Origin of the sequence: Phenylobacterium sp. (genome assembly GCF_036821595.1) — a bacterium.
In the GTDB taxonomy this organism is placed as follows: Bacteria; Pseudomonadota; Alphaproteobacteria; order Caulobacterales; family Caulobacteraceae; genus Phenylobacterium.
In genome coordinates, this window is record NZ_DAISJG010000001.1 from 168,324 (window position 1) to 180,585 (window position 12,262).

The 12,262-nt window shown below is 71.5% G+C and carries 9 protein-coding genes and 1 tRNA gene; 6 read left to right on the plus strand and 4 right to left on the minus strand.

What is annotated here, in order from left to right:
• Window positions 1-6: 6 nt before the first annotated feature.
• On the minus strand, window positions 7-630 hold the full coding sequence (locus V7Z97_RS00870) for a LolA family protein (RefSeq protein WP_334160765.1): 624 nt from the start codon (window positions 628-630) through the stop codon (window positions 7-9).
• Window positions 631-734: 104 nt separating this feature from the next.
• On the opposite strand from V7Z97_RS00870, the gene V7Z97_RS00875 reads away from it, so the two are divergent.
• Window positions 735-983, plus strand: coding sequence for a UvrB/UvrC motif-containing protein (locus V7Z97_RS00875; protein ID WP_334160767.1), 249 nt, complete (start codon window positions 735-737; stop codon window positions 981-983).
• A 5-nt stretch (window positions 984-988) separates the two neighbouring features.
• On the opposite strand, the gene V7Z97_RS00880 is transcribed toward V7Z97_RS00875, so the two are convergent.
• Entirely contained in the window at window positions 989-3,367 is a 2,379-nt protein-coding gene (locus tag V7Z97_RS00880; RefSeq protein ID WP_334160768.1) for an FtsK/SpoIIIE family DNA translocase, read from the minus strand.
• 149 nt (window positions 3,368-3,516) lie between these two features.
• Here V7Z97_RS00880 and V7Z97_RS00885 point away from each other — a divergent pair, with 149 nt between their 5' ends.
• From V7Z97_RS00885 to dnaJ, 4 genes are all read left to right on the plus strand, one after another.
• On the plus strand, window positions 3,517-3,936 hold the full coding sequence (locus tag V7Z97_RS00885; protein WP_334160770.1) for a hypothetical protein: 420 nt from the start codon (window positions 3,517-3,519) through the stop codon (window positions 3,934-3,936).
• A 34-nt stretch (window positions 3,937-3,970) separates the two neighbouring features.
• Window positions 3,971-4,435, plus strand: a complete 465-nt coding sequence (locus V7Z97_RS00890) for a hypothetical protein (protein WP_334160771.1) — start codon at window positions 3,971-3,973, stop codon at window positions 4,433-4,435.
• Window positions 4,436-4,628: 193 nt separating this feature from the next.
• Window positions 4,629-6,539 (plus strand): molecular chaperone DnaK, encoded by a 1,911-nt coding sequence (dnaK, locus tag V7Z97_RS00895; RefSeq protein WP_334160773.1) that lies wholly within the window; start codon window positions 4,629-4,631, stop codon window positions 6,537-6,539.
• A gap of 175 nt (window positions 6,540-6,714) precedes the next feature.
• On the plus strand, window positions 6,715-7,878 hold the full coding sequence (dnaJ, locus tag V7Z97_RS00900) for a molecular chaperone DnaJ (RefSeq protein ID WP_334160774.1): 1,164 nt from the start codon (window positions 6,715-6,717) through the stop codon (window positions 7,876-7,878).
• A 20-nt stretch (window positions 7,879-7,898) separates the two neighbouring features.
• Here the strand turns inward: dnaJ and V7Z97_RS00905 are convergent, their stop codons facing one another.
• Entirely contained in the window at window positions 7,899-9,827 is a 1,929-nt protein-coding gene (locus V7Z97_RS00905; RefSeq protein ID WP_334160775.1) for an outer membrane protein assembly factor BamB family protein, read from the minus strand.
• A gap of 153 nt (window positions 9,828-9,980) precedes the next feature.
• Here V7Z97_RS00905 and V7Z97_RS00910 point away from each other — a divergent pair.
• Window positions 9,981-10,057: transfer RNA gene (locus V7Z97_RS00910), tRNA-Arg, on the plus strand.
• A gap of 41 nt (window positions 10,058-10,098) precedes the next feature.
• On the opposite strand, the gene V7Z97_RS00915 is transcribed toward V7Z97_RS00910, so the two are convergent.
• Entirely contained in the window at window positions 10,099-11,985 is a 1,887-nt protein-coding gene (locus tag V7Z97_RS00915) for a M1 family metallopeptidase (RefSeq protein WP_334160776.1), read from the minus strand.
• Window positions 11,986-12,262 lie beyond the last annotated feature (277 nt).

Here is a 12,262-nt window from a genome sequence, read left to right on the forward strand (position 1 = left end):
GGAAAGTCACACCCGGTTCCGGTAGGGGTTCTTCAACACGAAGAGGTCCGCCGACAGGCCCGGGGCGCGCTGCAGCCCGGCGAGACGGACGCGGGTGGCGCGGCCCTGGGCGTCCGTCACCGTCCAGCCCGTCAGCGCCAGCGGCGCGTTGGAGAAGTCCAGGGTGATCTGGCCGGCGGTCTTGCGGGAGGCGTCGCGGGCGGTGATCGAGAAGCCGTCGGCCATCCGGGCGACCCGGGTAACGGTCACGCCCTTGTCCAGCCGGATGTTGCGGGCCAGGAAGAGGGACAGCGGCGTCGACTGCAGGGGATAGCGGTCGAAGGTCTTCAGCCGGCTGTCCTGGACGGCCACGTTGCCCCCGTCGGACACCACGAGCAGGCCGGAAGGCGGGTCGTAGGCGAAGCGCGCCTTGCCCGGGCGCTTCAGATAGACCGTGCCCTGGCTGGTGGAGCCGCGGGCGTCGGTCTGCACGAACCGGGCGCGGGCCTCGGTGACGCCCTGCAGGTAGGCGGTGGCGCGGTCCACCAGCGCCTTGTCGGCTGCGGACAGGCTCGGCGCCTGGGCCAGGGCGACGCCGGCCAGCGGCGTGGCGGCCAGCGCGAGCGCGAGGGATCGACGGGTAAGGCTCATCTTGGGCTCCGGCATGGGATCAGGCTAACCCGGACGCGGGGCGTCATTAGGGCGCGAAGATGTCGGGCGGCAACGTCCAAGCTTGGAGGGGCGTTCCCCTGGCCATGATCGCCGAACTGGAAGCGCGCTTGGCGAAAGCCGTCGCCGACGAGGACTTCGAGACCGCCGCCCTGCTGCGCGACGCCATCGATCGCATCCGCCGGGGCGAGAGCGGCCTCGTGGAGCAGAAGCCCGGCCGGATGGGTCTGGGCTCCAGCCAGGAGCGCTACGCGTCCGAGGGAACCAAGCCCCTGCCGAAGAAGCCCGATCCGATGACCCGCGGCCACAGGCCCGGCGGCCGGCGGAAGGGCTAGACGCCTCAGGGCGGCGCGGCGGCCAGGATCTCGCGCTTGCCGGCGTGGTTGGCGGGTCCCACCACGCCCTCCTGCTCCATGCGCTCGATCAGCGAGGCGGCGCGGTTGTAGCCGATCTGCAGGCGGCGCTGGACGTAGGAGGTGGAGGCCTTGCCGTCGCGCGTCACGATGGCCACGGCGCGGTCGTAGAGGTCGTTGGCGTCGCCCGTGTCGCCGCCGAAGCCGAGGTTGGGGCCCTCGTCGCCCTCCTCGTCGCCGCCGGCGGTGACCTCCTCGAGGTACTGCGGCGTGCCCTGCTCGCGCAGGAACTTGGCCACCGCCTCCACCTCGCCGTCCGAGACGAAGGGGCCGTGCAGGCGGGTGATCCGGCCGCCGCCGGCCATGTAGAGCTGGTCGCCCTGGCCCAGCAGCTGCTCGGCGCCCTGCTCGCCGAGGATGGTGCGCGAATCGATCTTCGAGGTGACCTGGAAGGAGATCCGGGTCGGGAAATTGGCCTTGATGGTGCCGGTGATGACGTCCACCGACGGGCGCTGGGTGGCCATGATCACGTGGATGCCGGCGGCCCGGGCCATCTGCGCCAGACGCTGAACGGCGCCTTCGATGTCCTTGCCGGCGACCATCATCAGGTCGGCCACCTCGTCGATGATCACCACGAGGTAGGGCATCGGCTCGGGCAGGATCTTCTCGCTCTCGTACATCGGCCGCCCGGCCTCGTCGAAGCCGGTCTGGACGGTGCGCTCGAAGTGCTCGCCCTTGGCCAGGGCCTCCTTGGCGCGCTCGTTGTAGGAGGCGACGTTGCGGACGCCGATCTTCGACATCCGCCGGTAGCGGTCCTCCATCTCCCGGACCGCCCACTTCAGCGCCACGATCGCCTTCTTCGGCTCGGTGACCACCGGCGCCAGCAGGTGCGGGATGCCGTCGTAGACGCTGAGTTCCAGCATCTTCGGGTCGATCATGATCATCCGGCATTGCTCGGGCGGCAGCTTGTAGAGGATCGACAGGATCATGGCGTTGACGCCCACCGACTTGCCCGAGCCGGTGGTGCCGGCGATCAGCAGGTGGGGCATCTTGGCGAGGTCGGCGATGTAGGGCTCGCCGCCGATTGTCTCGCCGAGCGCCATGGGGAGCGTCTGGCCGCCCTTCTCGTACTCGGGCGCCGCCAGCAGGTCGCGCAGGTAGACGGTCTCGCGCCGCGCGTTGGGCAGCTCGATGCCGATGGCGTTGCGGCCCGGCACCACGGAGACGCGGCATGCGGCGACGCTCATGGAACGGGCGATGTCGTCGGCGAGCGCCACCACCCGGGCGGACTTCACGCCGGCGGCCGGCACGAGTTCGTACAGGGTGACCACGGGCCCCGGGCGGATCTGGTCCACGGCGCCGCGGACCCCGAACTCGGCGAGCACGCTCTCCAGCAGCTGGGCGTTCTGGCGCAGCGCGCCCTCATCGAACTGGGAGGCGCGGGGCTTGGGCTTGGCCAGCATGGAGAGCTCGGGCAGGCGGAAGCCGCCGGGCTGGACGAAGTCGAAGGTGGCCTGGGCCTCCCGCTGCTCGCGCGTGCTCTCCTTCGGCGTCAGCTTGGGCGCCTTGACCTTCAGCTGCGGCGCGGGGCTGGGCAGGACGTCGTCGTCATCGTCGTCGGCAAGCATGGCCGGGGCCGGGTCGAGCGCGGCGGTCGGGATGCCGGCCTCCCGCTTCGGCCGCTTCGGAGGCTTCGGCGCCTTCTCCGGCTTCACCGCGAGCGCGATCCTGGGCTTCGGCTGAAGGGCGAGCTGGAGCCATTCACCGGCCCCGCGCAGGTCGCGTCGGGAGAGGCCGACGCCGTAGCCCAGGGCGGCGGCCGCGCCGGCGGCCAGCACGACGCCGGCGATCAGCTTGGCGAGCGGGATGTGCGCCCAGTCGATGAGGCCGGCCAGGCCCTGCAGCAGGGCGTCGCCCCAGAAACCACCGAGGCCCTTGGCCAGCGGCCAGGCGGCGGGCGGGGCGGGCAGGGCGAGCGCGCCGGCCAGAGCCAGAACCCCCAGCGCCCCGACCAGCGCGCGCAGGCGGATATGTCCACGGGTCAGGTCCGGCTCCGGGGCGGTGACGCGGGACAGGCCCAGCACCACCATCAGCAGGGCGGCGAGCGCCACGCCCAGGCCCAGCGACTGCACGCCGATGTCCGCGACCGTCGCGCCGACCCGGCCGAGCGCGTTCTGCGGCGCGCCGGGACCGGCGGCGTTCAGGCTGGGGTCGGCGGCGTTGTAGGTGGCGAAGGCGATCGCCGCGGCGACGCCGGCCGCCGCCGTCAGTCCGCCGCGCAGGCGCGCTGTCGAGGGATGCGCCCAGGCGAGCCCGGCGATGTGCCAGAAGAGCTCCATGCCCGTCTTCCGCGCCGCCCGCGCCATGCCGCTCCCTCAGCCTCCGATGTGATCGAAGGGCATCTTTGGCGCGCCGCGGGTTAACGGCCGTTTACCCTGGCCCGCCATTTCCCGGCGGTGGATTGCGGCGCGATGGCGCTTCCGAAGGATCGCGTGGCGCATTAGGGTCCGCGCCCATGAACTGGTCCATGCCCCGTCCGGTGCTGCAGGTGGTCGCCGGCGGCCTCGTCCTGATCGCCGTCGGCTCCTTCTCGCTCGGCGTCGCCAACGCCCCCTCGCGCGGGCGCCTGCCCGGCGAGCGCGCCGACGGCAGCAAGGCCGCGCCGATCGAGGCGGTGGAGGCGGTCCCGCTCAGCCAGGAGCGGATCGAGGGCCCGCCCCCGCCGCCGGAGCCCACGCCCGAGGAGCTGGCCAGGCTCGAAGCCGAGAAGAAGGCCAGGGAGGAGGCCGCCGCGGCCGCCAGGCTTGCCGAGCAGGCCGCCCTGCCGAAGGTCGATCCCGCCGCGCCGACCACCCAGGCTCCGCAGCCTGACCGCGTGGGCGACATCCTGGCCAATCCGCCGCCCCCGCCCGCCGCGGAAGACCCGCCGTTCTGACGGTGCGCGCCGGCGTCTCGTGCGTTGAGGCGTCATGCCCGCCAAGCCGCTCAGCCTCAGACGCCTGACGCCCGGCGAACGGGCTCTGGCCCACGAGATGTTCGGCGACGGGCTTGACCCGGCCCGCGTGCGGATCGCGACCATCCCCTTCTGGAACCGCGCCTTCGTGGCCGGCCCCGGCCTGATCGTGTGGCCGGCCGGGGGCCTGCCGGACGACTTCGCCCGCGCCCCCCTTGGCCTGCAGGCGGTGTTCGTCCACGAGCTCACCCACGTCTGGCAGGCCCAGAACGGGATCCGCCTTCTCTTGGCGAAGATCAAAGCCGGCGACAGCCAGGCCAGCTACGCCTATGACCTCTCCGGCGGCCCGGACTTCGCGGGCCTCAACATCGAGCAGCAGGCGATGGTCGTGCAGCATGCCTTCCTGGCCTCGCGGGGCGCCAAGACGCCGCACCCGCCGGAGCTCTATGCCAATGTGCAGCGCGCCTGGCGGCGGGGGTGAGGCCATGTCCTTGTCGGGATTGAGGACATTCGCCCTTGCAGGGCCTGCGATTTTCCCCATATCGGCTGGCGACGCGGGGCTTCCGTTAAAGGAAACCTCGCGGCGAGTGATCGACCGGGGGCGTCGCAACCAGGGCGCTTCAATCGAAGGCCAACCCGCGGCGTCCGCCAATTAGGAGCGAGCAAGACTCTCAATGAGCAAGATCATCGGCATCGACCTCGGCACCACGAACTCGTGCGTCGCCATCATGGACGGCAAGACGCCCAAGGTGATCGAGAACGCCGAAGGCGCGCGCACCACGCCTTCCGTCGTGGCCTTCCTGGAGGACGGCGAGCGCCTTGTGGGCCAGCCGGCCAAGCGGCAGGCCGTCACCAACCCGTCGAACACCCTGTTCGCGATCAAGCGCCTGATCGGCCGCAACTTCTCCGACCCGATGGTCGAGAAGGACAAGGGCATGGTGCCCTATGAGATCGTGAAGGGCCCGACGGGCGACGCCTGGGTGAAGGCCCAGGGCAAGGACTATTCTCCCCAGCAGGTCTCCGCCTTCATCCTGCAGAAGATGAAGGAAGCCGCCGAGCAGCACCTCGGCGAGAAGGTCGAAAAGGCGGTCATCACCGTCCCGGCCTACTTCAACGACGCGCAGCGCCAGGCGACCAAGGACGCGGGCAAGATCGCGGGCCTCGAGGTCCTGCGGATCATCAACGAGCCGACGGCGGCGGCGCTGGCCTACGGCCTCGAGAAGAACGACGGCAAGAAGATCGCCGTCTACGACCTCGGCGGCGGCACCTTCGACGTCTCGATCCTGGAGATCGGCGACGGCGTGTTCGAGGTGAAGTCGACCAACGGCGACACCTTCCTGGGCGGCGAGGACTTCGACCTCCGGATCGTCGACTACCTGGCCGACGAGTTCCGCAAGGAGACCTCGGTCGACCTGCGCAAGGACAAGCTGGCCCTGCAGCGCCTGAAGGAAGAGGCCGAGAAGGCCAAGAAGGAGCTGTCCAGCGTCACCCAGTACGAGGTGAACCTGCCCTTCATCTCGATGAACGCCTCGGGTCCGCTGCACCTCAACATCAAGCTCTCCCGCGCCAAGCTGGAAGCCCTCGTCGAGGACCTGATCGCCAAGACCATCGGCCCCTGCGAGCAGGCGCTGAAGGACGCGGGCCTGAAGAAGACCGACATCGACGAGGTGATCCTGGTCGGCGGCATGACCCGCATGCCCAAGGTCGTCGACACGGTGAAGGAGTTCTTCGGCCGCGAGCCCCACAAGGGCGTGAACCCCGACGAGGTCGTGGCCCTGGGCGCCGCGGTCCAGGCGGGCGTGCTGCAGGGCGACGTCAAGGACGTGCTGCTGCTGGACGTGACGCCGCTGACCCTGGGCATCGAGACCCTGGGCGGCGTGTTCACCCCGCTGATCGAGCGCAACACCACCATCCCGACCAAGCGGTCCCAGACCTTCTCGACCGCGGACGACAACCAGTCGGCCGTGACGATCCGGGTCTTCCAGGGCGAACGCCCGATGGCGCAGGACAACAAGATGCTCGGCCAGTTCGACCTGGTGGGCATCCCGCCGGCGCCGCGCGGCGTGCCGCAGGTCGAGGTCACCTTCGACATCGACGCCAACGGCATCGTCAACGTCTCGGCCCGCGACAAGGCCACCGCCAAGGAGCAGTCGATCCGCATCCAGGCCAACGGCGGCCTCTCCGACGCGGACATCGAGGCCATGGTCAAGGAGGCCGAGTCCAACAAGGCCGAGGACGAGAAGCGCAAGGCCCTGGTCGACGCCAGGAACCAGGCCGACTCCGCGGTCCACACCGCCGAGAAGGCGCTCAAGGACCACGGCGACAAGGTGGGCGAAGCCGACCGGGCCGCCATCCAGACGGCGCTCGACGAGCTGAAGTCCTCCATGGAGGGCGACGACGCCGAGGCGATCTCGTCCAAGACCCAGGCGCTGATCCAGGCCTCGATGAAGCTCGGCGAGGCCATGTACAAGGCTCAGCAGGAATCCGGCCAGGAGGGCGCCGAGGCGACCTCCGACGCCGGCGGTTCGGACGACGTGGTCGACGCGGAGTTCGAGGAAGTCGACGACCAGAAGAAGTCGGCGTGACATCGCGCCCCATGGCGGCTTCCCGCAGCCAGTGCGAGAACGCCGTCACTGGGGACGTCGCCGCCGCTTCTGCAGCACGACAAAGGGGCCCTCGCCCGCTCGGCCGCAAGCCTTGCAGCCGGGCGGGGGCCATCCCACCTTCCCAACAACAGAACCTTGAGCGCCTGAGCGTCTGATGCGGGACTATTACGAGATCCTGGGCGTCGAGCGCGGCTGCGACGCAGGGGCCCTGAAGGCCGCCTTCCGCAAGCTCGCCATGGAACACCACCCCGACCGCAATGGCGGGTGCGAGGAAGCGGCGGGCCGCTTCAAGGAACTCAACGAAGCCTATTCCGTCCTGTCCGACCCGCAGAAGCGGGCGGCCTACGACCGCTTCGGCCACGCCGGCGTCAACGGCATGGGCGGCGGCGGTGCGGGCGGGGCCCAGTTCCACGACGTCCATGACATCTTCAACGAAGTGTTCGGCGACGTCTTCGGCGACATGTTCGGCGGTCGCCGCGGCGGCGGCCAGCAGAGCCGCGGTCCGGCCCGCGGCCAGGACCTGCGCTACGATCTGGAGATCACGCTCGAGCAGGCCTACGCCGGCGCCGACGTGGAGATCACCGTCCCGGCGGCCATGACCTGCGAGACCTGCGAGGGCTCCGGCGCCAAGCCGGGCACCAGCCCGACCGCCTGCAACGCCTGCGGCGGCGCCGGCCGCGTGCGGGCCACCCAGGGGTTCTTCTCCATCGAGCGCGCCTGCCCCCGCTGCGGCGGCTCGGGCACGCTGATCCTAGATCCCTGCTCGGACTGCCGCGGCCAGGGCCAGGTGCGCAAGGAGCGGATGCTCTCGGTCCGCATCCCGGCCGGCGTGGACGACGGCGCGCGTATCCGGCTGGCCGGGGAGGGCGACTCCGGCGCCCGGGGCGGCCCGCGCGGCGACCTCTACATCTTCCTGTCGGTGCGCCCGCACGAGCTGTTCGAGCGCGACGGGTTGGACCTGCTCTGCACCGTCCCCGTTCCTATGGCCGTCGCGGCCCTGGGCGGCGAGATCGAGGCCCCCTGCCTGCTGGGCGGCGACAACTGCGACGGCGAGTGCAAGATCCCGGTGAAGGTCCCGGAAGGCGCCCAGACCGGCAAGACCGTGCGCGTGAAGGGCCGCGGCATGCCCTCGCTGCGGTCGCGCGAGCGCGGCGACCTGGTGGTCGAGCTGTTCGTCGAGACGCCGACCCGCCTCACCGCCCGCCAGAAGGAGCTGCTGTGCGAGTTCGCCGGCACCTGCTCGGAGCAGCAGCACCCCAAGCAGGCCAACTTCCTCGGCAAGGCCAAGCGGTTCTGGGACGAGGTGACGGGGGCCTGAGGCCCGCCCCTCCCGAACCGCTACTTCGCGCCCTTCGGCCGGTAGGCCACCAGCACATTGCCGGCCGCCTGGCCGAAGCTGGCGTAGCCAGAGTTCACGAACAGCATGCCGCCGCCCGCGAAGACGCCCGCCGCGTCGATCGAGCCGCCGGCGCCGGGGATCTTGTTCACCGGCTGGTAGGCGGTGGTCGCCGTGTCGTGCATGGCCAGCACCTTGCCGGTGGCGGCGTCGAACACCCACAGCCGGCCGTCCAGCGAGCCCGCCACCACCGCGCCGTCCACCACCAGGGGCGCGGCCGACAGGCCGTAGCGGTTGGCGCAGATCGTCACCTTGGCCCGCGGGCCCTCACAGTCGGGCTCGGCGCGCCACTGCCAGGCCACCTTGCCGGTGGCGACGTCCACCGCGTGCATCCCCGCCGCCGAGAGGTCCTTCGGCACATTCGGGTCGCTGATCGGCGCGAACACCCGCACGCCGTCGGTGGCGATGCCCCAGTGGACGCCGCCCAGCGGGGAGCCCTTGCCGAACTGCCGGCGCCACAGGACCTTGCCGTTGGCCGGGTCCAGCGCCCAAACGTCGCCGGACTTCTGGCCGCCGAGGATCACGTCCTTCCCGCGCTTGCCGCGGAACACCACCGGACCCGCGCCGAAGTCGTGGTCGAGCAGCACGCTGCCGTCCTTGGCGAAGTAGCAGTTGGCGCCCGGAGGCCGGCTGCCGTCCACGCCCACCGGGCAGGACATGTTCCAGATGTCGTTCTCCAGCGCCTGGAACACCCAGTTCTGCCTCCCCGTGGCCAGGTCGATGGAGGCGATGGCGTCGCTCGTCTTGGTCGCCGGGGGCGAGGTGTTCTCGCCGGTGGAGGCGAACACCACGCCGCGCTTCACGTCGATCGCCGGGCTGGACCACACCGGCGCCCCGGAGGGGCCGTAGGCGGCGACCCCCTGCGCGTTGGTGCGGCCGAGCGGCTTGGCGTCCTCCATGGTGTGCCAGGTCCAGAGCACCTTGCCGGTGGCGGCGTCCACCGCCGCCACGGCGCCGTGGCCCTTGCAGCATTCGTAGGCCGGCCGCATGGCCGCGCCCACGTCGCTGCCGGAGATGGGCACGATGATCTTGCCGTCGTGGATCAGCGGCGAGCCCGACAGCGGCGCCGTCTTGTCGTGCCGCGGGTCGGCCCGCCACAGCAGCTTGCCCGTCGCGGCGTCCAGCGCCACGAGATTGCCCTGGGCGTCGCCCCCGACGAGTCCGAGCGGCCCGTCCTTGCCGAGCCGGCCGTAGGCCAGGCTGTTGCGGACCTGCGCCTCGGTGGGGGTCGCCCACTTCACGCAGCCGGTCTGGGTGTCCAGAGCCAGGATGTGGTTCGCCTGGCCCGCGGGGTAGAAGACGGTGTCGCCGACCACCACCCCCTGGCCCCTCAGGCCCGAGGTCTTCGGCATGGCGAAGGCCCAGGCGACCTCCAGGTTGGCGAGGTCCTTGGTCTTCAGCCCCGCCTGGGCGGCGCTCATCCTGCGGGTGTTCTCCAGGTCGACCCCGAAGCCGATCTGGGCCGGCTTCGCGGAGAGCTCCACCTTGCGGCGGTCGGCCGGGCACATGGCCTCGTCGATCCAGGCCGTGCCCACCGGCGCCTCGGGCGCGGCGAGGTAGCCCACCACCTGGCGCAGCTGCTCGCGGGTGAGCTGGTCGCCGATCGGCTTCATCACGCCGGAGGTCAGGGCCGTGGACAGCGTCTGGGCGCTCATCTTGCGCAGGGAGGCCAGGGGCGCGGCGCGGCTGCCGGCCTCCGGGGCGTTGTGGCAGGCGGCGCAGGACTGGTCGTAGACCGCCTTGCCCGGGTGGGTTTCCCGGTCGTCCTGTCCGTGTGCGACCTGGGCCAGCGCGAGGCCCGCCGCCAGCGCCGCCGCCGCAGCCGCGGAGAGGCCGGCCGCCAGGCGCAGGTGTCGGGATCCGATGACCATGTGTTCCCCCTGATGTCGGCGCGCCGTCTCGTCGCGGACGGCTTCGTCGGGGAAGCTAGCCGTACCGGGCCTTCGGAAAATTGCCCGCGTGAAATCTGGAAGGCCGTTTGCGGCCGGCGAGGCTTTCGGCTAGAGACACCATCCCGCTGAAACGCACCCGTAGCTCAGCTGGATAGAGCGTTGCCCTCCGAAGGCAAAGGTCACACGTTCGAATCGTGTCGGGTGCGCCAGCGTTTTCAGCCACATGGCGGAAACGCACGCCGCGCCGGAGCTAGCGCTCCGGCTGGCCCGCCACCGTGCGCGCGATCCGGGCGGCGAGGCTCGGGTGGTAGGTGGCCTTCGTCTCGGCGAAGTACTGGCGGGCCAGAGCCTGGCCCCAGTCGCCCTGCTTCATCAGGCCCGAGTAGAGCGGATTGACGAACAGGCCGCGGCCGACGCCGCCCAGGAACCCCCGCAGCGACGGCAGGGCCGGCTCGTAGCGGTTGGCGATCGCCAGCTCCAGCCAGGCCGAGCGGACGTAGCCGTTGGTCGAGGCGGAGAGGCCGAACGCCCCGTCGAGGTCGGCGAGTTGGGTCGCGCTCAGCTTCCGCGGCAGGTTGTTGAGGAATCGCTGCCACTCCTGGGTGGTCCAGCCCTTGGCGGGAAGCGAGGCGGCCGGCGCGCCGTCGGCAAACGCCTTCACCGAGCGGTCGACCTCCGCCAGCGCCGGCGAGCGCAGGTGGACGGCGTTGTCCGGCAGTCCCGACCCGTAGGCCCAGGCGTCGAGCTGCAGCTTGGCCTCGAGCGCGGCGTCCCCCTTCACCAGGTGCTTGCGCAGGTCGGCGAGGAAGCCGGCCGTGGTCTGCGGCTGGAAGGCGTGGCGGTCGAAGTAGCCGCGCAGGTAGGCGTCCCAGCGGGCGCGGCCGACCAGGGTCTCCAGGGTCCGCAGGAAGGTCTCGCCCTTGAAGTAGTCGATCTGTCCGCCGGGCTCGCCGTAGAGCCTGGTGCGCGGGTCCGCGGGCCCGCCCAGTTCGGCGATGTCGGCCTGCAGCCCGTCCCAGGTGAGGTCGGCCTCGATCACCGCGCGCTCGCGGCCGTAGATCGCCTCCATGATCCGGTTCTCGACGTAGCTGGTGAAGCCCTCGTTGAGCCAGACGTCGGGCCAGGTGGCGTTGGTGACCAGGTTGCCCGACCAGCTGTGCGCCAGCTCGTGGGCGACCAGGCCGACGTTGGCCCGGTCTCCGGTGATGAAGGTCGGCGTCAGGAAGGTGAGCGTGGTGTTCTCCATGCCGCCGTATGGGAAGGCCGGCGGCAGGACCAGCACGTCGTAGCGGCCCCAGCGGTAGGGGCCGTAGAGCGCCTCGGCGGCCTCGACCATCTTCTCGGTGTCGGCGAGCTCATGGGCCGCGCGGTCGAGCATGGCGGGCTCGGTGTAGACGCCGGTGCGCGCGCCGAGCTCGCGCAAGGCGAGGTCGCCCACGGCGAGCGCCACTAGATAGGTCGGGACCGGGTGCTCCATGCGGAAGCGGTAGGCCCGCCTGCCGGGGCCGGCGGGCTCGCCCTTCGGCGTCAGCCGCTCGCCGCTCATCACCGCCACGAGGTCCTCAGGGACCACGAGGCGCGCCGTCCAGGTCTGGCGCACGCCGGGACTGTCCTGGGTGGGGAACCAGCTGCGGTTCAGGGTCGGCTGGCCCTGGCTGTAGAGGAAGGGCTTGGCCTTGCCGGCGGTCAGCTCCGGCGGCAGCCACTGCAGCGCGCTGGCCTCCGGGGCCGCGGCGTAGGTGACGACGATCCGCTTCGCGCCGCCGAGCTGCACGGTGAGCGGGGCGCCCTTGTCGCCGTCCCTGGCGCCCAGCCGCCAGGCCAGCGGCCTGCCGGCGGGCGTGGTCACCTTCTCAATCTGGAGGCCCAGGGCGTCGAGGACGACCTCGTCCACGCCCCGCTGGGCGAGCACGTCCAGCGCTGCGGTCCCGCGCAGGGTCCGGCTGGCGAAGTCCACCGCCAGGTCGAGGTCGACGTGGGTGACGCGCGCCCTGCGCGGCTCGGCGTAGGACCGGACGTCCACCGCGTCCGGCGTCGTCAGGATCGGGGCGACCGGCCGGACCCTGGCCGCGGCCGGCGCGGCGCAGAGCGCCAGGGTCGCGGCCAGGAACAGAACGCGCCGCGTGAGACCAGCCATGGTGTCGCAACCTCCGGAAACCGTGAGCCGCCTGCTTAGCGGCGGCCTGTTGCGAAGGCCAGAGCGCGGCGCGGCGCCCCCCGGGCGCCCCCGCGACCGGAGGGCCGGCGCCGGACACGACCCGCGCGGGCATGCCCCGGGCGCGATCCGGGGGCCCGACGCGGCGCAAGGCGGGGCCCGGCCCGGGGGAGTGCGCGCAAACCATACCCAAAGTTCGATTGACGGCCGCCCCGGCTTGAGGCTTGCTTGAGGCGGGAGAGCGGCCGGCCGAGAGCAC